The sequence below is a fragment of the Niabella yanshanensis genome (genome assembly GCF_034424215.1).
Lineage (GTDB): Bacteria > Bacteroidota > Bacteroidia > Chitinophagales > Chitinophagaceae > Niabella > Niabella yanshanensis.
Genome location: NZ_CP139960.1, coordinates 5,136,525 through 5,159,741, shown reverse-complemented (window position 1 = coordinate 5,159,741; position 23,217 = coordinate 5,136,525). Strand labels below are relative to the sequence as shown.

Genomic DNA, 23,217 nt, shown 5'->3' with positions numbered 1-23,217 from the left:
AGTTCCTGGCAGAGTACCTGCTTACAGGTAGTACTTTCATTAAAAGCCTTCTCATCTGCTTAGCTATCCCAACCGGGGTTCTGCACCAGCATTCCTTTGGTACGCTGCATTTCTGTAAGTGGTATTGGATACAGATAGTTTTTGCGTCCGAAATAGCGGGTCTGGAACCTTCTTCGTTCATGAAATGCAGCTTTATTTCCATCAGGATTCATTCCCGTGAACTCACCGCCCTGGCCACCTTCACCTACCGGCTTTTCCGCTATCATCCACCTGCGTACATCAAAGTAGCGCTGCCCTTCTGTTGCCAGCTCTATCCGGCTTTCGCGGCGTATAGCTTCACGCTGTAAATCCTGGTTGCCCGCTATTGCAGGGTTTAGATCTTCCAGCCTGGGCAGCCCTGCACGCTCGCGCACCATGTTAGTGTAGCGTAATATCTCGCTATTACCAGGTTGCACTTCATTAAGCATTTCCGCATATAGCAAATGAAACTCAGCCAGCCGGAAGACAATCGAAGGTCTGTATCTCCTGCTTACGGCTCCTGCGGCGGTACGTCCATACACAGTGCGGTTCATTCTTTTGTATAAAAGATAGCCCGTTACAGGTGCCCCGTCCACTACATTCTTATCAGCGTTACCACCGAGGTAAAACTGTGTTTCGGCGTTACTGATATGCCATTTTTTTCCTGAGAAAGTAATGGTATTATAAAAACGCGGTTCACGACCGATATACATCCTGGAGACTTCCACGCCGTCCAAAGTGCCAAAACCAGTCTCGCTGTAAGCAGGCGAAGCCGAAAGAAAACTGGTATTTTTTATAGGCAGACCATCCGCCATATAAAAATCATCCACCAATTCCTGTACTACATGTATACCTCCCAGACCCGATGGCTCATTACGGGGCGTTACAAATTGATCAAAAGCGCCGTTAGTCGCAGTTCCCCATGCATCCTTTGATGTTGCCCAAATGATCTCTCTGTTATAGTCCTGGAACATACCATATACAGACAACCCCGGGTTGAAAGTACCTGCATTTCTAAAAAGCTCATAACGTCCTTGCTCAGCATAGTCTAAAAATTCTCTTAATGCCGTTACCGCTTTCTGCAGTTTGCCGTTATCACGTTCCGGAAATAGGCGTTTGCCGTCGCTATTGGCAATCGACAAAGCCTCTGCGAATCCCCCGTTGAACAATGGGCTCGCAGCATATACCCAAAGCTTGGCCCGTACAGCCAGTGCGGCACCCTTGGTAGGCACAGCCGCATAGTCCAACTGGGTATGATAAGGCTCCTGTTCCATACCCTGCATCGCTTCCTGGAGCTCTGTATCAATAAAACTGATCACTTCATCCAACGAGTTTCGGGGTATATCAATTTCATCCTGTAGTGTTTTTGACACCGTTATAATGGGAACGGGTCCATACTGCTCCATCAAATAGTAATAATACAGCGCCCGCATAAAACGTATATTGGCCTTATAACGTTCTACTTCTGTTTCAGTAAGCACATTGGCATTGATACCCGTAGCAGCAATAGGTTTTACCCTTTCAAGAAAAATATTGGCCTGCCTTATGCTTTCGTAGAGCGTGCCCCAACGATGGTTACGGGTATTGGAAGAATTCCAGTTATCATATTTTCCCGAGTTTCTTGCTAACCTGTGGTATAGCTCATCTGCGTATCCGGCCCATGCATTACCCATGGCTGCAGTTTCTACCCATATTGCTGAATAATCAGGAACATTATTATATATCTGGCCATACCATTTTCTCGTGCGATCTACGTTATCAAACACCTGGGAGATATCAGTAATACCACCTGCCAGTTCATCGGAAACATCCAGGAACTTGCTGCATGATGTCATCAATCCGAAAGAAAGACTTATTAATAATACTTTTATGATGTTAGTCTTCATATATTCCTCTTTAATTTTTATAAGTTTACTTCAAGACCTAATGTAAATGTGCGGGACATGGGGTAGCTGATCCCTTTGTTACGATCCCCCATTTCCGGATCCCAGATCTTTATATTATCCCATACATGGAGGTTATATCCCATAATGTATGCCCTGGCACCGCTAATTCCCAGTTTTTGAATAGTATTTTTGGGGATAGTATAACCCAGCTCCAGGTTTTTAAAGCGCAGAAAGCTGGCATCGCGCATCCACCAGGTGCTGGCTTCTTTACTGATATTATTTCCGTAGCCGTCGTGCAATCTTGTCATCAACACATCCTGACGGGGATCGCTTGCAGTCCACCGGTCTAATAAAGCAGTACGATATCCACCTTTCTCAATTCCCCAACTGAAGGGCCAGAAAGTATATGCTTCAGTACCCGATCCTTCAGTACCCATTACAAAGGACGTGTTAGCTGTACCCTGGAAGAACATACTTATGTAAAAACCTTTGTATTCTAAGTTAATGCCAAAACCATAGTTAATTTCCGGGTTCTCGGGGTGACCTATCCCTCTTTTCCGATCATTATTATCAATGATGCCATCATTGTTCAAATCGGCATACTTAATATCGCCAGGCCCCATCGTTGCATTACCGGTCATGGTAGGCAGGGGCAGTCCCGGCTTTAATTGGTAACGATACGTGCCATTTGGATTTTGCGTTCTTATAAAATCATCCTCGGTGTAAAGCCTTTCGGCAATATACAGGGTATGCTCCCCAACTCTTGTACCTGTAACCTGCATCCATGGATAGTTCTGAGGCAATTCATCGTACTCAAGCACTTTATTCCGGGCAAAGGTGAATGTACCCCTGGTACTTAGCCCAAACGCGCCAATTTTATGATTGCTTTTCAAGCTGGCGTCTACTCCATGATTATGCACAATACCATAGTTCTCCCAGGGGGCAGCATGGAAACCTGCAGATCCCGGAACCGTTCGGCGTTGAATCAAAATACCACTACGTTCATTATTAAAATAATCAACAGTTAGCTCAACTTTATTTCTAAAAAATCCCAAATCAAGCCCCACGTTGCGCTTGTTCTCTATTTCCCATCCTATAAAGTTGTTAATAAAACGTTCGTCGAATATACCCGCACCCAAGCCGTTGGTGCCACCATTAGTGCTGATACCTTGCAGGAAATTAAATCCTCCTGTATTGAAAGTCGGACGATACAGGAAACGTGCACCACCGGTATTGTCATTACCCGTGCGGCCCATGGACAACCTGATTTTTGCACTGTTCAGTATTTCTTTCAATCCTTCGGGATAAAATGGCTCGTTAGATACAAAATAGCTGACACCTACTGCGGGGAAGAATCCAAAACGATTACCCTTAGCAAAGGTTTCACTACCCGTATAACCGAAGTTACCCTCAATAAAGTAACGGTTGGCGAAGGAGTAAGTGGCCCGGCCTACCAAACCCTGCTTGCGGAAAGGCAGCACATTATCTCCACGTTGATTTTCTTTCTGCATATAAAGTACCATACCCCCAACATTATGGCGTTGGAAAGTACGTGCATAGTTGATCGCTCCTTCAATATATATATTGCGGTAAGTATCTCTGCCATTATCGGTGTATACAGGATCTTCTAACTGGGCGTTTCCCGACACCACTTCATTGAAAAGAAGTTTGCCGTCAGCGTCCCGTCCTGAAGCGTTGTACAAGGTAGGCCAGTAATTGCGCAGCGTGGCATTGTTACCCTCATAATCAAGGCTCAAATTTGCCCTTGCGCTCAGGCCACGGGTTACTACTTTTAAATCCTGGTTAATGCCCACATTTGACTGTACGCGTGTACTAAATTCTTTACGATAGCCCTGATTATACAGCATATTAAAAGGGTTGCGGTTATTGGCATCGCCCGGCACCTTATAAGTGGCTAAAGTGCCATCACTATAGATAGCAGGGAACAGGTGTGGAGGCGTAAAGAGCATAAATTTAAAAATATCATCTGGTGAGCGGTTGGCAGTAAGGCGGGAAACATATTGACCCGCAAGATCTATATTCAACTGGGTAGTATTGCTTACCTTTAAATCGATATTACTTCGCAGATTGTAGCGCTGATAGTCAAAATCACTGTTGTATTTACCCAGCTCATTTTTTTTGAATACACCTTCCTGATTGAAGTAGGCCATAGAAACGAAATATTTGGCGTTTTCGGCACCTCCTCTAAAATTTACCGTGTAACGTTGATTTTTAACGTTCTTGGCCAGCAATTCTTTCATCCAGTTAGTATTAGGATATAAATCCTTATCCGCTCCGCTGCGATACTTTTCAATCTGCTCCTGCGTCATGTAGGGATCGAGACCGTCATTAAAGCGTGCTTCATTAGCCAGCTCCAGGTAATCCCATGAATCTACAAATTCAGGTAAGCGTTGCGGCTGTGCAGTAGATAATTCAGCGCGAAAAGATATGCGGGGTTTGGATACAGTACCCCGCTTGGTGGTTACCAAAATAACTCCGTTTGCGCCCTCCGCACCATATACAGCTGTTGCGGCCGCATCTTTAAGCAGTGAGAAGGTCTCAATTTCATCGGCCTCCAGCTCACTAATTTTTCGGGGAATACCATCCACCAGTACCAATGGAGAGGATCCTCCTGCAAAAGTGCTGATACCACGTATCCAGAACTCCGCATTATCCCTACCCGGTTCTGCGTTTCGCTGAATAGCAATAAGCCCCGAAAGCTGCCCGGCCAGGTTGCCGGTAATATTACCGGTAGGCGCCATCAGCTCCTTTGCTGTTACAGTGCTTACAGAGCTTACAACGGCAGCTTTTTTCTGCTTACCATAACCGACCACCACTACCTGCTCGCTTAATTGCGGATCAGGCTGCAGCACTACATTTAATGTATCAACACCTTTCAAAGCTATATCCCGGGACATAAAACCCATATAACTGAACGAAAGCACATCGGTAAGTGATGCTTCGATAATGTAAAGCCCATCATTATTGGTAGTTGTTCCAATTGAAGTGTTTTGAATACTTACTGATGCGCCAACGAGGGGCTCGCCGGCCGGATTAGTGACCTTTCCTGTAATGCGGCTTTTGTTTTGTTGTGTAACGGTCACTGAAGCCGTACTCTGAGAAAAAGAAATTCCCGGGATGACCAGCTGGAGCAGCGTAGCCAGGATCCCCATGTACCATATACCGGTCTTCCTACAGACTCTGGTATAACTCCTACTTTTTGTTAAACCTTCATGCATAATTGTTGATTTGATATTCTCGTTAGTTTTTGCTACTTATTTGGGTGGACCAGACAAAGCATAAGCACACCATAACATCGCTGCCTGGCCATGAAGGTCCCCTACCCAACGTCTTCTATCCAGGTAGTATTGATAGTCGTTCCTGGCGCCCGTACCTTCACATACCTCGCGTATATCATAATTAGGTTCCAGGAAAGTCAAAAGGGAAAGCCAGGCTTTACGGGCAGCAGCACCGTATTTCTCTACATCCAGCCAGCCATTTCTTACGCCACTGATCAATGCATAAGTGAACATGGCAGATCCTGAGGTCTCCTTCCACGACGACATATTATCGATGAGTTGCCCCCACATGCCACCGGGAGCTTGGTATTGCAATAAGGTTGCCATCATGTTTTTATATCCCTTCATTATTCTGGTACGGTATAGATCATATTTGGCAGTTTTAGGCAGAATACGTAATATTTCGGTCATGCCAACAGCCATCCATCCATCTCCTCTTGCCCAAAAAAAAGGTGCATTAGGCGCATGATAGAACAAACCATTATCACGTTGTAGCCGATCCAGATACAATACAACCTCCCGGGCAGTACGCTCAATATATTTTTCATCCCCGGTTGCCAGATATGCCTGTGCCTGTAACGCTGTAATCATGAACATATCATCAATCCACAGGCGCGTTTGCCAGGAATACCCATCGTCGTGCCAGTCTTTTTGAGATGCGGTCGGTTTAGATGGCAATGCCCACTGGCCATCCGCATATTTTAGTCCCAGTTCTTTATACCTGCTTTCATTTTTCTGAGTATAAATTTCCAGTGGCAGAGCACCAAAAACATAATAATCCACCTTATTGTCGGCGGTTGTATTGACATTAGGTTGCAGATGCTTTTGAGTTGTAAATAGTGGCTCAAATCTGGCTACCAGTTGATTGTACAATGCATCGTTGCCCACACTCTTAGAAAACCATAACGCCCCCAGCCATGCACAAACATCAGGATAAGTGATATGGTCTGCCGTATACTGCGAATAAATATTACCCCAGTAAGAATATTTTGTTTGTAATAACCGTTCAGTCAATTTAAGACCTACCTCACGCGGACGAGCCCCCTCGGGAAAATTTTCTAAATCATAAGTTGTTGAATCTTTTTTGACTTCCGGCTTTTCTGCCGGTTTAATATTACTCTTACTACATCCCAGTAAAAATATACCCGCCACAAAACAACCGGCCAGCCACTGCATGACCCTCATATGTTTATTTTTATTTGCTATCACTTTGTTTATCTGGAAAACCTAATTCATGTATGGACGATACAGCCTTGCGGCCTCTCCAACCCGGCTTCTAACCGCATCACAGCATATATCTGCAGGGCATCACCTGGCATCTTCATTGCTATCCTCAACTCAACGGAATTTATTATGATTATTGCGGCTTTGAATAGTCAAATCAAAGCTCAGGTCATTCCAATAATCTCACTGCAGTAAATCACACAAGCAATTAAAGTATTTCAAATCTTCATACAATTCACCGGCAAACATGATCGTTAAAAAATTCAAATCGTTAGTCAAATCCTTGACAAGACAAAGTAAAGAAACATGTATGCGCAGTTTTATTCAAACTATTGCACATTCGTGTCATTTTCGAATAACGCATTGGTATAAAAGACTTGATAACTTAAGATATTCAACACTGCAAGCAGAACACTTTAAATGATTGTATCTTTTAAAGTCGGATTACATTTTCAACCTTCCCTGCAAAAGGCCAAAGTATTATATCAGGCTTAAAAGACTTTTAACTATTTAGGCCCCTGGCTATTCCCATCGTAATTAAGTACGCAGCAAACGGCTAAAGTCAACACGCGGCATCTGTATTAAACATTTTATTAGGACCATTGTATATATTTGAACCATCCCATTATGCATGTCGCCAATTAAGCAACTGGCAGCGTGTTTGACTTTTTAAAACCTATACATGAAACCCTGATTTCAAGTAAATACCTGAAAAAGCTAAATGGCATGAAAGAGAACATTCTGATTATTGATGATGAACCTGATGTTTGGATTTTTCTATCCATGGCGCTGGGATATTCATATGGTTTCCATCAGGCTTCCGATGCAATATTGACACAAAACTTTTAGAAACAAAAATGATCCATTTAATCATTTCTGAGATATAATGCCTGAGATGGAGGGTTAGGAGCTATGCCACCTCATTAAAATCAAATGCGGAATATTGCCATATTCCCGTAATACTACTTATTTCAAAGCAGACACACGCTGCTCATATTGAAGGCATGCGGGTAGGGATAAATGCGCAAATAATGGCAACCGATGCCGGCAAATAATTTAGAATATTATGGAGGTAAACTTCCTATGAAAACGGCGTAAAAGTTTTCGTAAAACCTGCTTATACAGATCTGTTACACTTCAGAATAAATTATTCGCCGTAAAAAATTAGTCCTTCTCCTAACATTAACGGGTACGGGGATCAAAAACAGCCACCCCTACCCTGCTATCAGCACAGCCGTAATATAAAAACCATCTGCTTTTAAAGTATACCAGGCCTTCGATAAAGACCGTACCTGCCGGGTATTGCCCGCTTTTTTCAAAAGGCTCTGTAGGTACAAAAAAGGGCTGATCGAGCCGGCTGATGACTTTGGAAGGATCTTTCAGGTCGAATAAGACCTGGCCTGCCGCGTAGGTATTGGCCGTGTAATTAGTATCGCGGTCTTTGTTCCCTTTATTTTTACCGTTGTATAATACCAGGATGCCGTTATCGGTTATCAAAGCCGGCGGACCACACTCGGTAAGGTCGCTATCAAAATGGCCGTTCCTGGGCTTTACGATCATATCCAGTTTGCCCTCTTTATCCAGGGTGGGTGTCCAGTTAACCAGGTCGTCGGAAGTAGCAATATTCATAAAACGTTCTCCCCAATACATCATATACTTTCCGTTGACACGGGTGATCACCTGCTTTCCTTTTTTAAGTTGGGTTACCACTGAGCCCGACTTACAGAACATATCTTTGAATTTACCGTCATAAGCTTTGGCAAATGCAGGCCCATGCTTGGTCCAGTTGACCAGGTCTTTCGAGGTAGCCACAGCCAGCCGCGCTACTTTCCGGTTCCATTGGGTATAGAGCATTACATATAAACCTTCAGCAGTAACCGCTACGCGCGGGTCTTCACAGCCTCCTGGCCATTCATTATCCTTTTGGCTATCTTCAGCAGGATAGAAAACCGGCTCAGGACTTTTCTTCATCGCAATACCATTATGACTTTCAGCCAACCCCAGGCGGGACGTGCGTTTACCAATACCCATTCCCGACAGGTCTTCTGCACGGTAGAGCACATAGATCTTATTGTTCCTAACCACGGCTGCGGGATTAAAAACATCACCGGCCTCCCAGGCCAGTTTTTTCCTGCTCATGGGATCGAAAAAAAGCGTTTGCGTATCCGGAACAATAATGGGATTGGCCCCGGCGGGCCTTATAAAAGGACCTAAAGTCCAATGGGGCAATGGCTGTTGTGCCATTGTTGAAAATGCCATCGCAATAAGACCCAACAATCCTAATGTTCTTTTAAAGAAACTATCCATACAAATTTTTTAAGATCTTTTTTTACCTGGTCAGCCCCGGCTTCGTGAGCAATATGGCTACCATTTCAATTTCAGTTCGCTGGTATTAAATGCAGCCGCCGATAAGCCATTTACCCTATTCCAGGCATTTTTGCTTACTTCCATTGTAATCATACGCATTTCACCCGGTAATAACGAAAAGAAATTATCCGAATAAAAAACAGCCGGCACTACTGCATTCACCCGATCGGTTAAACGTACCTGTGTAAAGAAAGCTATTTTGTCCGACACATTCTTTACCTGCATATCCAAAAATATTTTACCGTTCAGTATCCGTTTTTTAACAGTGCCGTTTAGTTTGGCCTGCGGCAACCGATTAATATCGGCAAAGCCCGAAACAGCAGGGCCTGTCATCGTCCAGGCACCTTTATAAGCATCCGTCGACCTCCAGTAAAAAGCTTCCGCCACTTCTTTACCGGCGGGTGATTTCAAAGATAATTTAATAAAATGCACCTGCGTTAAACTATCGCTGAATGATAATTGCAGGGCATCCTTTACGGTTCCATCGGCCGGTATGGATATCTTTTGGGAGCTGGTGTGCACCAGCCTGGAGTTCATATCATATATCCTTGCTTCAACAGTATGATCGGGAAAAGCTTTGCGGTAATCGTTATATACCGACACCGTATTTTTCAGGTAATCAAATTGCGGATGTAAGGGTGCCAAACCATTTTGGGAGTAGTACAGGGCTGCAGTAGGCCGTAAGTACCAGTCGTACATGCGGCTCGCTGTTTGCGGCAGCGGACTGTTATTGTACCAGAACAGGAAACCGGAGGCGAAACGGTCGCCCCAGCCAAATTTATTATAGTTCCACACTTCACCAATAGCACGGTAATTTAAAGCGCCCACCAGTTGTGCTTTTTTAGCGTATTCTTCAATAGAATTGGAGGGTCCAAACTCATTAACCGCCTGGCGGTACTTGGTATTGATATTATGAAAGCCATTACCATCCAGGTAATTCCAAACCGAATCGTTAATGGGCCAGAGATCTTTGCCCGGCATCATCTCTTTCAACGACTCCAACAAAGGCAAGCAAGGCGTTCCGTACTCGGGGTTGAAGCCATCTACCCGGCTGCCACGGGGCGATGCCGTATTTTCGAAATACTGCATGGGATTTTCATATTTGTACGGACTACCATCGTGCACCCCGCAACATTCTGATTGCTCCTGGTAACCGATGGTGGAATCCAGGGCAAAGATTCTTGCTTGAGTACCCGGTATCTCTTTCGATTCATTTGCCGCTACATAATAGGCTACCGATGGATGAGAACGGATCCTTTTTACCGTAGCTTCCAGGTTTTGAAAATACAGAGCCGTATCGGCCGGGAAACGGGTATCTCCCGTAATCCAGAATTCGTTCCATACCAGCAAACCCAGCTCATCGCATGCCCTGTAAAACTCGTCTGATTCTGCAATACCACCGGCCCAGAGGCGAATAAGGTTAAAACCGCCCTGACGGGTATAACGGAGTTCGGTACGGGTTCTTTCTGCCGAACCACGCAGCATTGCCTCGGGAACCCAATTAGTGCCCCTTATGAAAACGGGATGCCCGTTTACAATAAAGCGCCGCGATTGATCGGGTGTTGACCGGTCGGTTTGCACCTGCCGGACACCAAAACGGGTGGTTAGCTGGTGACTGATTGTATTATTTTTTTCAAACCGAAGGGTCAACTCATATAGGTGCTGGCCACCTTTATTAACAGGCCACCACAGCTTTGGATTTTTTATTTTCAACTGGGGGTAATCAGCCGGACGAAATATAACCTGGCGGCTTTCACCCGGCTGTAGCACCAGGTTGGTTTGAAACCGGATATTAGTACCGGCTATTACACCGGTAAGTCTTCCTAACTGTTTTTGTTGTGTAGTATTACTAACCTCTACCGATACGGTTTCCATAGCCACACTGGTATCAGGTAAGGGCAAATAGGTTTGTACAAAAGGATGCGCTAATACTACTTCCCCGGTGCTATACAATTCCACATCTCGCCAGATACCGGTATTACGATCGCGGGTACCGTCGGGCACCGAAAAGTCCCAACCTACCGACATCAGCATACTTACATTTTTGCCCATTTCACCATCGCCTCCATTGTTGTTTTCACCTACAGCACCGGTACGTTTTTTATTGTTTCGAAAAACATCGCCAGGTGTATCTACCGGTCTCACTTCCACTGCCACTACGTTATCTCCTTTCCGGTTAACAATGTTGGTTACATCGAAGCTGGCGGGTTGAAACATGCCCGCCATGTCACCTAGTTTCTTGCCATTCAGCCAAACAGTGGCTCTGTAATTGATGCCATGGAACTTTAACCACATTTTCTTGCCGGTTAATGTTGAAGGCACTTGAAAAGTCTTGCGGAACCAATAATGATAGAAGCCGGCACCCGTCTCATGCAGGTCAGGTATCAACCCGCGTGAACGGCGATTATTATCTCCATAATAGGGCTCAGGATATATTTTATTATATACCAGGCTATTCAAAACGGTTCCCGGTACAACGGCTGGTAACCAGCCATTCGCCCGGTAACCGGGAGATGATACCTGCTCACCCGCACCGGCTTCGCTGTATTGCTTCATCGCCCAGGATTCGTTTTTGCCGGTATCGGCCGATGAATTTAAAGAAACCGATTGCCGCGCCGAGCGGTCCATCTCATAAACATCCTGCTGTGCACCCACCTGTGATACCATCATACAGATCAGCACTGCACTACAAATTTTTTTCATTTGATCCATTATCCATTTTTACGGCTCAGGCCGTGGTTAGTAATTGGTTCAGATAGCCCGGATAGCTATCCTTATGATTGGAACCATCTCCCCTGGTAATACTATCGCCGAAACAAACGATGGACGAGGTGGGAAGCTGGTTATATAAAATACAATCGTATACGGCCAATGCAATAAACCGGTACCCGTTAGCGGTGGGATGAATACCATCCGTTACGTTTCCGTTCTGCTCATTGCGGATCAGTGAGTCCCTACCTGTGCCTATCTTACCGATGGCCATAAACCGTTGTTCCATGTCCAGCAACACCGCTTTATGCTGACCAGCGACCTTCCTGATAACCGTATTGACCTGCCTGCGGCGACCGGTTACACCTTCCGGCTCGTAAAAAGAAGCAGGATGCCGGGTGAGCAAATATGGCTCATAAGCCGGCAAAATGGTCATCATCAATAAATGGCTACCCGCTGCAGCAATGCGATCTGCGATCTCCGATAAATTCTTTTCATAGGCAGCTAACGGTACATGCTTCACGCTGTTCATATCATTAGTGCCAGCCATTAATATCGTGAGTGCGGGCCGGTGAGCCAGGCAATCCTTGTCTATACGGTTTAGCAAATCAATGGTATTATTACCACCTACGCCTGCATTGATCACCCTCAACGGGTTCCCGGCCGCTTCCCGCCTTACTACTAAAGACCCTGTCGCATGCCCAGGCAGGGCAGCGCCTAATACCAGTCCCCCTACGCACCCCATACCTTTTTCTAAAAATTGTCGTCTTGATGATTTCATTACTTTTTATTAACAGGTGTTGCCGGAACCAATAAAACAGCGTCGGCAGCAACAGCGCCATTAGCTCCTTCATTGGTTACCTCTATGTATGCTTTATCCCCTGCCGGCAATTGGTATTGACCCAGGCTCACCCATTCTCCCGAAGTTTGCCCGGTAACCTGTATATCTTTACTCCATAGCTGTTTGGTTATTTTATTAGCGCCATCAAAAATCTGAAGCGCTATTTGGTCAGATGCTTTCGACAACCGGGGGTAGTAAAAATAAACAGTATAACTACCGGCTTTTGTAACCACAGGCTTAAACTGTACGGCTGCTTTAGCAGCATCTTTATTCACCAAAAGGGTGGGCCCATAACCGCCAGCTGTCTCTTTACCCCACTGTCCTCCAATAATTGTAGCATCGGCATCATCTACCAGTATTTCGGCAGTGCTTCCATCTGCCAGCGGATTGTTTTTTAACCGCTGCTGCAACAGGCGCACGTCAACAGCCTGAACGCCTGTTTGATGATCAATAGCCATCGAAGCCGCCGTAGCAGCCGATTGTGCCAATACCATAAACACAGGTTCCATACGGATAGATCCGTAAGCAATATGGCTGGCAGACAGGCATACGGGTACGAGCAGGTTGGTACACTCTTTACTGTCGGGCGTAATAGAACGATAAGCCACCGGGTAAGGTTGTACGCCTTTCAGCTGCACATCGCCTTCATTTTTTACCATGCCGTTTACAACGATGCGTTGTGCATTATGAGAATCCATGGTATAAGCGGCCATACCTACTCCATCTGCTACAACCTCTTTACGCTGGCAGTTGGCCTGGGTCATGGTGTAAGCGCCCTTCATGCGGCGGGCTTCACGCACATACAGCTGCGGTGTCCAATGCCCCGTAGTGGTATACTCATCTTTAGGGTAGCCCCATTGCAACATCTGTTGTTGTATAGCTCGGGGCATACGGGCATCATGTCCTATAAAATAAAGCAGTCCCTTTGTATAATCCACGTGGCTATTAAATATGCGTTGCCGGGTAGTATAATCCCCATTGGGATAATCGTAATTCATCCCGATCATATCCGTAGAAAAAGGTCCCTGGTTATTGATATCTGTTTTACCGTTGGGCATGCGATCCATTTTCAGGATCTGTCCCAGGTCTCCGGTGGGCTTTACAGACAAATAGCGCAATAGCAATTCATAGCGGGTGGAGTCATAGTTAGCCGGACGTTCGATAGCTAACCTGTTCGGCGGTATATTGGTTAAACATATACGGAAATTATAAGCCTGTATTTTATCATCACCTGAACCGGTTTCCTGTAAAATCCCTTTGCTGATACCCCAAAGCAGGCCGCTTTCGGGTTTGCCGGGGATAATATAAGGATCTACCCCATCCGGAAACTGGTGCTTATCTTTTAACTGGACGCCGTTTACCGTTTCATGATACCGGCTGTTGGGCTCCCGGCCCGTAGTATAGCTGACACCGGTTTTGGCCATCAGGTCTCCCTCGTAAGAACAGTCGATATACTGTTTTGCTTTTATATGCCCCAGCCCCGCCGATCCATCTGAATTTTCGAGGCTAACCGACCGGATCGTTGTACCCGTCTTATTTACCCGATTGAGGCGTTTACCATAGATAACCTGAACACCGGCTTTTTTTATATAGCCGAGGAAAACCGTTTCGGCCACCCCCGGCTCAAATATCCATTGTTCAAATTTTCCGTAGTGCCGGCCGATACGCCTGTAAAAATCCCGCGCCAGGCCGGTTACCACATATTTATTACCGATATCTGTAAAGCCCAATCCCCCCGAAGACAAACCACCCAGTCTATTGCCCGGCTCAATGAGCACTACCGTCTTCTTTTGCATGGCCGCCGTATAAGCAGCAATGACACCGGCCGAGGTACCACCATAGACGCAGATATCCACACTGGCAGGCAACTTAACAGTTTGACTTTTTACAGCAACCGACAGAAGGGTTGCCCCAACCAAAAGAACTTTCTTCATACGCATTTTTAAAGAATCACTGCCCCCGCATTCAATAGCAACCGGTTCAGAGGTTACGGGCCGGCACCCGAATTATTTTCCTAAAAGAGCGGCAGCACACCAAAGGTAAGGCGCCTGTCCATGAAAATCACCGGCGTTTCTCGGCCGGTCGTGATAATGTTGTTTATCATTCTTTTTACCGGTACCAATGCAAACTTCTGTAACATTATTCCGTTCGTCAATGTATGGGATCATTGCCATCCAAGCTTTACGGGCCGCCGGACCATATTCGGCCGCATTGAGCCAGCCTTGCTGTATACCGCGTATAAAGGCATAAGCAAACATAGCGGTGCCGGAGGTTTCGGGCCAGAAATCGGGCTCGTTGATCAATTGATTCCACATACCACCCGGCTGTTGATGCTTCTTCAGGCTTTTCATCATGGTTAAATAGCCTTCCATAATACGCGGACGATCTTTATGATCCTTTGGTAAAGCGCTTAACAGGTCGGGCATACCAACTGCCATCCAGCCGTCACCCCTGCCCCAGTAATAAGGCACATCCGGTGCATGATAGAACAAACCGTTCGGGCGTTGCAACTCGTCCAGGTACATCACCATTTCTTTTGCTGCCCGGTCGATATATTTACGATCTCCGGTTACCTTATACGCCTCGTTTTGCACTACAGTGATCATATACATATCATCGATCCATAACCTGGTTTGCCAGGAGAATCCTTTATCGGCCCAGGCTCTTTCTTCCTTGTTAGCACCCGCAGGTAATTCCCATTGGGTATCAGCATAAGCCAGGCCCAGTTTGCGATAACGCTCATCCTTTGTTAGCTGGTACAGTTTAAGAGCCAGGCTGCCGAACATGTTATAATCAACATGGTTCATAGGAGGCAGCAATGGTTTTTCGCGATCAAAAAAAGGTTCAAACTTGTCCTTTAAAAGCTGAATCAGCTTTTGGTCTTTTGCATTTACCGCATAATCCAGTGCACCGTTCCAGGTGCACACTTCGGCATAGTGAATGTATTTGGCGGCGTACAGGTCGTGCCTGCCATCTATAAAATGGTAAGCCAGCCGCTTACCTATCTCCTGCGGCGTAAAGTTTTTGGGAAAGCCGGTTAAGGTTGATGACTGGGCCAGCAACAGCTGGCAAGCGAAAAGAACCAGGAAGGATACAACAGATTTCTTATACATAGTATGGCCGGTTATTACTTGTGTGTATTTAATAATATTTGTTTCAATCGTATACTTTTGAGCCAGTTTGCCCATCAAGCAATGGGGAGTATACCGTTACCGGGATCAACTTTAAAAAGATACTGGCATATTATTGGCATATAGTTAATGGATACTTACAGCAATCATTGTTTCTTTTTAATTTCCCTGGTTGTAAAGTAAAAGAACATCTGCCAGAGACTGTATTCAAATTTTTGCGCAATTGTTTCAAAATGTGTTGGTTTTTTAATGTAAACCGGAAGCTTAAATAGTTACATTTGTTGGTATTAAACCTTAGAACCTTTTCTGAACCATTCGAGTGTTATCCATGTCGAAACCTGAAAATTCTACTTCAGCCTCCCACCTGTTGAGCATATTAATGCAGTCGACAGAAGCCACGGCCATTTACAGCAGTGAGGATATTATAATTGAGTATGCCAATAATGCCATGCTTGGTTTCTGGGGGAAAGAGCCCGGGATCATTGGCATGAAGCTGGAGGAGGGCGTTCCCGAGCTAAAGAGCCAACCTTTTAAGCTGATGTTACAGGAAGTGCTGCGAACGGGTATCACCGATGAGGGGGTTATTGCTGCCGAAACCCGGATAGACGGGGAACTGGTTACCCGGCAATATGCGTATCGTTATAAAAAAGTGATGACTCCCGACGGGCAGGCATTGCTATTACATACGGCAGCTGATGTCACCACTCAGCTGGAAGGTGTCCGGGCACTGGAGTATGCCAATGCCCAAACGCTGGCATTGAACCGGGAGCAACAGCTTAATGAGCAACTGGCGACCGTAAATGAAGAATTGCTGGCTTCTAACGAAGAGTTGATCCAAACCAGGGAGATGCTTGCTTCGCTAAACGCCGTTCTGGAGGACAAAGTGAGCGTGAGAACCAAAGATCTGGCGCAGAGTGAAACAGCGCTGAAAGCAGCCAACGAAGAGCTTTCGGCTATTAACGAAGAGTTATTTACGACCAATGAGGAATTGGTGGAAAGCGAGCGTAAGCTACAGCAACTTTTAAGAGAGCTGGCAGGCAGCGAGCATAAGATCAGGAACATGGTGGCCGGTGCGCCATTTCCGATTGGTGTATATACAGGCAGGGAAATGCGCATAGAACTGGTGAACCAATCAATTATGGATGTTTGGGGCAAAGGCAACGATGTGGTTGGAAAAACCTATCATGAAGTGCTTCCGGAACTAAAGGGCACAGGCATATATGAGCAACTGGACCGTGTGTTTATGGAAGGCCGGCCATTTCATGCGCGCAACCAGCGTGTAGACCTGGTGGTGGATGGCCGGTTGCAACCCTTTTATTTCAACTATAGCTTTACCGCCCTGTATGATGATGACGGCCGCATTTATGGGGTAATGAACACAGCCGCTGAGGTTACCGATGTAGTAATTGCCAAACAAAAAATAGAACAAAGCGAGCGCAACCTGCATAACATGATTCTCCAGGCGCCGGTAGCCATGTGTATCATGCTCGGTCCTGAACACGTGATCACAGTGGCCAACAAACTCATGATCGGTCTTTGGGGAAAAACGGAACAGGATGTTATTAACCGGCCGGTATTTGACGCCTTACCGGATGCACGCCACCAGGGACTGGAGGAAATAATTAACCAGGTATATACTACAGGAACAACTTTTAGTGCTAACGAGCGACCTGTTACCTTATTACGCAACGGGCAATGGGACACCGTTTACCAGAATTTTGTATACGAGCCCTACCGGGACGAGAACGGTGGCGTACAGGGAATTATTGCCATTACTATTGATGTAACGGCACAGGTGCTGGCCCGCCGGCATACCGAAGAGAACGAAAAACAGTTTCGTTTCCTGTTGAATGCTATGCCTCAGCAGGTTTGGACAGCTGCACCAGATGGAACATTTACTTATCTTAATGAGGTGATGATCCGCAATTTTGACCGTAGTTTCGAAGATATTATCAGCCAGGGTTGGGAGGTATTTATTCATCCCGAAGACCTGCCTGATGCACTGAACCGATGGCACCGTTGCCTGCAAAGTAAACAGCAGTACATTGCCGAGTTCAGGTTAAAATTCAGCGATGGGTACTACTACTGGCACCTGGCGAGGGCAGTACCCATGATCGAAAACGGGAAAGTCAGTTTCTGGCTGGGCACCAATACCAACATTCACCAGCAGAAGCTGAATGAAAACATGAAGGATGAATTTATCAGCATTGCCAGTCATGAGCTCAAAACACCGTTAACCACTATTAAAGGCTTCTTTCAGCTTATTAAACGTGATGTTACCGAACAAACCAGCCTGGGTGGTTTTGTCGTAAAAGCAGAAAGACAGGTGGAGCGGCTTTCGAGACTAATAGAAGACCTGCTGGATGTGTCGAAGATCAATGCAGGCAAAATGGTTTACAATAAAGAGCCATTTAATTTTAGTAGCCTGCTGGCTGATACGGTAGAGAGTATTCAGCATACCACCACTACACACCAGATAGAATTACACTCCGGCTGTGATATCCAGTTCTATGGCGATCAGCTTCGTATTGAACAGGTATTGATTAATTTATTAAACAACGCCATCAAGTATTCGCCCGCTAGCCGGAAGATCGTTGTACGATGCGAAACAGAGAACAATAACCTGGTAGTTTCTGTGGAAGACCTGGGGGTTGGCATCGCCGAAGAACATTTGAAAAGTCTTTTTAACCGCTTTTACCGGGTTGATAATTCTTCAGCCCGTTTCCAGGGCCTCGGGCTTGGCCTGTTTATTGCCAATGAGATTGTAAAAAGACATGGGGGCAGTTTTTGGATAGAAAGCGTTCCGGGCAGAGGCTCTACCTTCTCGTTTTTGCTGCCGCTCAACGGTAAACAGGAGTTTACCGACAAAGCAACCGATCATCAAACCTACTACGAGGGCAGTTTTATACGGATACATTACCAAAAAAAAGCCCAATATTTGGATGTGGAGTGGATCGGTTATCAGAACTACGATTCTGTAGTAAAAGGATGCGGCATTATGATGGACCTGATGCAAAAGAACAATTGCTACCATATTCTTAACGATAATACCCTTGTAAAGGGTAACTGGTCAGAAGCTGCCGACTGGGGATCGTCGGTATGGTTTCCTGCCATGGCCGAAGCAGGTTTAAAAAAATTTGCATGGATCTACTCCCCGAGTACATTTAGCAGGATAGCCGCCAATAAAAGCCTTCCTTCTGATTACGAAGCAGTACAGGTGGCCTTCTTTGATAATAAGGAAGCGGCCTTAAGTTGGTTGACTCAACAGTAGGCCTGAAACAAAATAGTACGGTATCAGATATTCCGCAGATTTGACACCCCGTAAATATCGGGGAAACAATACACCCATGTACGGGAAGTGATACGCCTTTCAAAACAAAAAGGGCGAACACACAATTTTATAAGGCTGTAGCCGTATGTTTATTCATTCAATCCAGTAATATGAGCCAACAAATTTATAACAGGCAAATAGAAGTGGAGGGTATCTCCATCTTTTATCGTGAAGCGGGGAACCCTCAATTGCCCTCCCTGCTCCTCCTTCATGGATTTCCTACCTCATCCATTATGTTCAAAAACCTGATGATCGTTTTGTCAGGAAAATATCATCTGATTGCGCCCGATTATCCGGGATTTGGCTTCAGTGATTTTCCGCCAGCCGGCCAATTTGAATATTCGTTTAAAAACATCGCGTCGGTAATCGGAAAATTCACCGATGCCATTGCATTAAAGTCTTTTTCCATTTACCTGCATGATTATGGCTGCCTTATCGGGTTACGGGTCTGCCTCGACTACCCCGAAAAAATAGAAAGGCTGATCATCCAGAACGGCCATGCTTACACGGAAGGGCTTGGACCACAATGGCATGAAATGATCGCATACTGGAACAACCCAACCGAAGAAAAAAAGAAGCAACTATATGGCTTCCTCAGCAAGGAAGGAACTGAATGGCAATACCGGGCGGGGCTGCCTGAAGAAATGCAAAGCAAAGTCAGTCCCGAATCATGGATACTGGATTGGGAGCGGATGGAAAGGCCGGGTAACCTCGACATGCAGTACGAGCTGAATTGCACTTATAACAGCAATTTCGACATGTTTCCGCTCTTCCAGGAATACTTCCGTACGCATCACCCGCCGGCGATTATTATATGGGGGCGATATGACGTGTTTTATGACCTGAAGGAGGCCTATTGCTACCAAAAGGATTTGCCAGATGCAAGCATTCATATACTTAACGGCGGGCATATGGCCCTTGAAACCAACTTTGAAGAAGTGTGCGAGCTGGTCAACCATTTTATGTCGTCCTGAAAGATTTCATCGCCGCCGGCTTACTAAAATGTATGATGCGTAAGCAGTGAATTTATTAATTTATACAACAACAGGTAGCAGCGTTACAAAATAAAGCCGCAACACCCGAAGGTTGCGGCTATCACTTGGTATTATAGTGCTACTGCAAAATGCACCATTACCCTGTCTTCCGCTTTTACAATTCCACTGGCCAGGTTTTGCGACAGCGGTGTTTGAAAATTAGCTCCAACTGCAAATTTTCCAAAAGCGGTCTCCATCCCAATAGTGCCCATAAGCAGGTCACCTCCTGAAGTCGTAACGATTATATTTTCATCCCTGTCGGTCTTTGAATTTTCATATTGGACACCTGCGTTAGGCGCAATCATTACCTTGCTTTTGGTACGGAATTTATAATACGCCTGTGCATTTAAACTCGCTTTATTACCGTACTGGTAATCGAACCGGTTGGCTGTATTTATTTTGTAATTTCCATTTAAATTTATCCCGGCGTCCTGCACCCTTAGATCATACATAGCATTGACATTAAAATCATAGCTTCCTGTTCCCAGCTGAAATAAATTGGCACTCTGCGCATTCATGGACCTATCAGCGGGGTTATACTTACCAGTTGCCAGTTTTACACCGCCGCCTACCCAAAGACTTTGTACCAGCAGGTTGGTGTTCTTCTCTCCTGATATAGTATTGCGCGAGTTCAACAGCTGGTAAAAACCGGATAAACTAATGTCCCCAATACCATTTTTGGTAGTAGTGCTCCCCTGGTTGGTCTTCTCATTAAAACTGTACGGAAGTACCGCCATCACCCTTACATGATCGTTCAGGTTCCATCCACCCCAGGCTTCCGCTATATTGTAGCGCTCTTGGGTAGTAAGCGGCGTGGTAGCCTCTCCTACACCTAGATGCGACATCACCTGGTTGTATCGGTATCGTACGCCAACAATATGCTTATAGAAATCCGGCAAAATACCGATATAGTTATTACCCGCCCCGCATCCGCAAATATCACAAGCCAGCGAAACTACCGGTAAGCTAAACGCCATTAATATGCTTATTATTCTTTTCATAAAAAACTATTGATTAAAACTGAAAATCTGGTGGCCACTGTGTTGTCCTGCCCTGCCCGGGATTTGCTGATCACCTGCGATGCGAATTCCTGTTTACAACCAGGGCTGCAAAAGCCATATATTTTCCCCTGGTACGACATGGTATCAGTAACGCCTGCGCTAAGTGGCATACCACAGCTGGTATCTATACCCGAAACAAATGAAATGTTACTGAATCGAAATGTATCGACGGTTTCATGAGTGCTGATACCGATACGATCTGTACCGGTATGATTACTATCCACATCCCGCTTTTCACTAACAGCACTACCGGTGCAGGAGACTAATAACACAACGAGAATGAATAATATTAAATCTCTTCCCATACCTGTTAATTATTGCTCAGACAAAAGCCTGTTATTGATAAAGTTTTTGTCATTCAGCGTGTTTAAAAATGCCAGCAACTGTTGCTTCTCTTCGGCCGTCAAATCGAGGTTCGATTTCAGTAAAGGATCCAGGTTAGGCGTTTGCTGTATGTTATTGCTGTACTGATCCAATACAGCGTCGAGCCTTATAAACCGGCCATCGTGCATATAAGGCGCCGTATAGGCCAGGTTACGTAAACTGGGCACTTTAAATTGATACCGGTCTGCTGCATTCAACGTTACATCATAATGCCCCATGTCGTTGTTAGCGCCGATACCAATTCCATTATTCCGGAAACTATTATCAGTAAACAAAGGTTCTTTATGACAACTGCCACACTTTTGCTGTACCAATTTATATCCTGCTTCTTCCCGTGCAGTGAACGCGGCATTACCTAACTTCAGTATAACACTATCATATTTACTTTCGGCACTGACACACATGATCATAAATTGTGACAGAGCCTTCATAAAGTTGGCTGTAGTGATCTGGCCGTTTCCGAATGCGGTTTTAAACATTTGTGGATATTCCGCATGATTTTGCAGCTTTGAGATGACGTTAGCAACAGACTCATCCATTTCCTCATGTGCTGTAATGGGAACAATAGGTTGCAGATCCAAATCAAAAACCCCTCCATCCCACATAAAGGCAGGAATCCAGGCGAGGTTCATAATGGGTGGGCTATTTCGTCTGCCCAGGCGATCATCGATACCGTGACTTACATCGTGACCGTGCTGTGTGAAAGCCGATGACTGTATATGGCAGCTACCACAACTAATAGTGTTATTTCGGGACAAGCGCGGTTCATAAAAAAGCTTTCTTCCCAGCTCAAATGCTTCCTTCGTAACAGGATTACCAGATAAATTATAAGAGGGATCGGGGAAATGAGCCGGCTTTTTAAATCCCTCGAACAGGGACTGGTTAGCCGGTTCATCTTTACTGCAGGCAATAATCGCTATCATTATAGACAGTATTATGCCGATCTGTTTACTACCCATCAGTTTAATTTTCGGTGTGATCGTGGGTAAACATTGCTGTAAAGTTGTTAGCCACTTTTACGCTGAAGTCGCTGAACATTACCTGTGGGTTAGCAGCGATGCTTATGGTATTCAAGCCGCTCATCACTTTATTAATGTCTACAAACAAATGGATATTGGCATTTCTGTTTCCACGCACCTGTGCAATACCACGGGCTGTGAGATCAACCGTGATAACTTTTATATTGTTGATAGTGGGCGCCGAATAGCCGCCGAAGCCGCCGATATGAAAGCGGTATTTATGCGCACCTGTAGGATCTAAAGGAGCTTGAGGACTGACACCTTCCATCTTAAAAAATATATACCCGCTGTTCCATCCCCAATACATGCCGCTTTCCATACCTCCTGCCGGATCCAACACACCTGTTCTTTTGCTAACATCCATGGTACTGCGCAGGCTATCTATCCCCAGGGTAAATATAACTTTCGTATAATCCCCTTCCGGCACTTTCACCCGCGCAAAGCGGGAATCAGGATTAGCCGCACTGACTAAAAAATAGCTGCTATCCTGCGGAACTGTATAGCTGGTTCTATCGGCTTTTAATACACTTATATTGCTGATAAAATATTGCAGCAACTGTATATTATAGGTTTCTCCCGAACGGTTCTTATAATTCGCCGATTCCAGTACCAGGTTCTGGCCACCTACGATATTATCAAATTCTATGGATAAAGGCGCCAGATTATCCTGGTTAAACCCGGGTTCAGAAATATCTTTTCTACAGGACAAAAAAGTGGTCATTAAAAGAAGAGCCCCTGTCAGTTTTATTTTATTGATCATATTAGTTGATTATTAGAAATTAAAAACGATTGCTATACCTGGCTACAGGCATAACCTTAGCAATACCTGGTTCTGTCAGCGACATACCAGGGTGTAGCAGCATACCGTGACCGGCAACTACAAACGCATCTAAAGCGTATATACCAGCACAAG

The 23,217-nt window shown here is 45.4% G+C and carries 14 protein-coding genes; 2 read left to right on the top strand and 12 right to left on the bottom strand.

The window, feature by feature from the left end; translation table 11 throughout:
• Positions 1-59: 59 nt before the first annotated feature.
• The 8 genes from U0035_RS21280 to U0035_RS21245 all read right to left on the bottom strand — a co-directional run bounded on the left by U0035_RS21280 (position 60) and on the right by U0035_RS21245 (position 15,457).
• Positions 60-1,904, bottom strand: a complete 1,845-nt coding sequence (locus tag U0035_RS21280; RefSeq protein ID WP_114790944.1) for a RagB/SusD family nutrient uptake outer membrane protein — start codon at positions 1,902-1,904, stop codon at positions 60-62.
• A gap of 17 nt (positions 1,905-1,921) precedes the next feature.
• Complete coding sequence (locus U0035_RS21275; protein ID WP_211316422.1) at positions 1,922-5,143, bottom strand: SusC/RagA family TonB-linked outer membrane protein; 3,222 nt, start codon at positions 5,141-5,143, stop codon at positions 1,922-1,924.
• Between the two features lie 36 nt (positions 5,144-5,179).
• Positions 5,180-6,388, bottom strand: a complete 1,209-nt coding sequence (locus U0035_RS21270; protein WP_245957716.1) for a glycoside hydrolase family 88/105 protein — start codon at positions 6,386-6,388, stop codon at positions 5,180-5,182.
• A gap of 1,221 nt (positions 6,389-7,609) precedes the next feature.
• Positions 7,610-8,734, bottom strand: a complete 1,125-nt coding sequence (locus U0035_RS21265) for a beta-1,2-mannosidase (RefSeq protein WP_211316421.1) — start codon at positions 8,732-8,734, stop codon at positions 7,610-7,612.
• A gap of 57 nt (positions 8,735-8,791) precedes the next feature.
• The gene (locus U0035_RS21260) at positions 8,792-11,497 is read right to left on the bottom strand and encodes a beta-mannosidase (protein WP_114790989.1); all 2,706 of its coding nucleotides are present in this window, start codon (positions 11,495-11,497) and stop codon (positions 8,792-8,794) included.
• A 25-nt stretch (positions 11,498-11,522) separates the two neighbouring features.
• A complete protein-coding gene (locus tag U0035_RS21255) occupies positions 11,523-12,284 on the bottom strand; it encodes an SGNH/GDSL hydrolase family protein (RefSeq protein WP_114790941.1) in 762 nt (253 codons plus the stop codon).
• The gene (locus U0035_RS21250; RefSeq protein ID WP_114790940.1) at positions 12,284-14,278 is read right to left on the bottom strand and encodes an FAD-dependent oxidoreductase; all 1,995 of its coding nucleotides are present in this window, start codon (positions 14,276-14,278) and stop codon (positions 12,284-12,286) included. Before U0035_RS21250 ends, U0035_RS21255 begins: the two co-directional genes overlap by 1 nt.
• Before the next feature lie 72 nt (positions 14,279-14,350).
• The gene (locus U0035_RS21245; RefSeq protein WP_114790988.1) at positions 14,351-15,457 is read right to left on the bottom strand and encodes a glycoside hydrolase family 88/105 protein; all 1,107 of its coding nucleotides are present in this window, start codon (positions 15,455-15,457) and stop codon (positions 14,351-14,353) included.
• A gap of 346 nt (positions 15,458-15,803) precedes the next feature.
• Here U0035_RS21245 and U0035_RS21240 point away from each other — a divergent pair, with 346 nt between their 5' ends.
• Positions 15,804-18,746, top strand: coding sequence for a PAS domain-containing protein (locus U0035_RS21240; RefSeq protein WP_114790939.1), 2,943 nt, complete (start codon positions 15,804-15,806; stop codon positions 18,744-18,746).
• Between the two features lie 170 nt (positions 18,747-18,916).
• Positions 18,917-19,780: an alpha/beta fold hydrolase gene (locus tag U0035_RS21235; RefSeq protein WP_114790938.1), complete on the top strand. Its 864-nt coding sequence runs from the start codon at positions 18,917-18,919 to the stop codon at positions 19,778-19,780.
• 131 nt (positions 19,781-19,911) lie between these two features.
• On the opposite strand, the gene U0035_RS21230 is transcribed toward U0035_RS21235, so the two are convergent.
• The 4 genes from U0035_RS21230 to U0035_RS21215 are packed head-to-tail and all read right to left on the bottom strand — an operon-like array spanning position 19,912 to position 23,064.
• Positions 19,912-20,841 (bottom strand): transporter, encoded by a 930-nt coding sequence (locus U0035_RS21230; protein ID WP_114790937.1) that lies wholly within the window; start codon positions 20,839-20,841, stop codon positions 19,912-19,914.
• On the bottom strand, positions 20,838-21,206 hold the full coding sequence (locus U0035_RS21225) for a YHS domain-containing protein (RefSeq protein ID WP_114790936.1): 369 nt from the start codon (positions 21,204-21,206) through the stop codon (positions 20,838-20,840). The genes U0035_RS21230 and U0035_RS21225 overlap by 4 nt, the downstream gene beginning before the upstream one ends.
• A 9-nt stretch (positions 21,207-21,215) precedes the next feature.
• Positions 21,216-22,208 carry a cytochrome-c peroxidase gene (locus tag U0035_RS21220; RefSeq protein WP_245957715.1) on the bottom strand — a complete coding sequence of 331 codons (993 nt, stop codon included), beginning with the start codon at positions 22,206-22,208 and terminating at the stop codon, positions 21,216-21,218.
• 40 nt (positions 22,209-22,248) lie between these two features.
• Positions 22,249-23,064, bottom strand: a complete 816-nt coding sequence (locus tag U0035_RS21215) for an MbnP family protein (RefSeq protein ID WP_114790934.1) — start codon at positions 23,062-23,064, stop codon at positions 22,249-22,251.
• Between the last annotated feature and the right edge of the window lie 153 nt (positions 23,065-23,217).

What these genes read in the sequence shown, in the direction of transcription:
- U0035_RS21280 (WP_114790944.1), bottom strand. Translation starts at nt 1,904, where the DNA reads ATGAAGACTAACATCATAAAAGTATTATTAATAAGTCTTTCTTTCGGA.
- U0035_RS21275 (WP_211316422.1), bottom strand. Translation starts at nt 5,143, where the DNA reads ATGCATGAAGGTTTAACAAAAAGTAGGAGTTATACCAGAGTCTGTAGG.
- U0035_RS21270 (WP_245957716.1), bottom strand. Translation starts at nt 6,388, where the DNA reads ATGAGGGTCATGCAGTGGCTGGCCGGTTGTTTTGTGGCGGGTATATTT.
- U0035_RS21265 (WP_211316421.1), bottom strand. Translation starts at nt 8,734, where the DNA reads ATGGATAGTTTCTTTAAAAGAACATTAGGATTGTTGGGTCTTATTGCG.
- U0035_RS21260 (WP_114790989.1), bottom strand. Translation starts at nt 11,497, where the DNA reads ATGAAAAAAATTTGTAGTGCAGTGCTGATCTGTATGATGGTATCACAG.
- U0035_RS21255 (WP_114790941.1), bottom strand. Translation starts at nt 12,284, where the DNA reads ATGAAATCATCAAGACGACAATTTTTAGAAAAAGGTATGGGGTGCGTA.
- U0035_RS21250 (WP_114790940.1), bottom strand. Translation starts at nt 14,278, where the DNA reads ATGAAGAAAGTTCTTTTGGTTGGGGCAACCCTTCTGTCGGTTGCTGTA.
- U0035_RS21245 (WP_114790988.1), bottom strand. Translation starts at nt 15,457, where the DNA reads ATGTATAAGAAATCTGTTGTATCCTTCCTGGTTCTTTTCGCTTGCCAG.
- U0035_RS21240 (WP_114790939.1), top strand. Translation starts at nt 15,804, where the DNA reads ATGTCGAAACCTGAAAATTCTACTTCAGCCTCCCACCTGTTGAGCATA.
- U0035_RS21235 (WP_114790938.1), top strand. Translation starts at nt 18,917, where the DNA reads ATGAGCCAACAAATTTATAACAGGCAAATAGAAGTGGAGGGTATCTCC.
- U0035_RS21230 (WP_114790937.1), bottom strand. Translation starts at nt 20,841, where the DNA reads ATGAAAAGAATAATAAGCATATTAATGGCGTTTAGCTTACCGGTAGTT.
- U0035_RS21225 (WP_114790936.1), bottom strand. Translation starts at nt 21,206, where the DNA reads ATGGGAAGAGATTTAATATTATTCATTCTCGTTGTGTTATTAGTCTCC.
- U0035_RS21220 (WP_245957715.1), bottom strand. Translation starts at nt 22,208, where the DNA reads ATGATAGCGATTATTGCCTGCAGTAAAGATGAACCGGCTAACCAGTCC.
- U0035_RS21215 (WP_114790934.1), bottom strand. Translation starts at nt 23,064, where the DNA reads ATGATCAATAAAATAAAACTGACAGGGGCTCTTCTTTTAATGACCACT.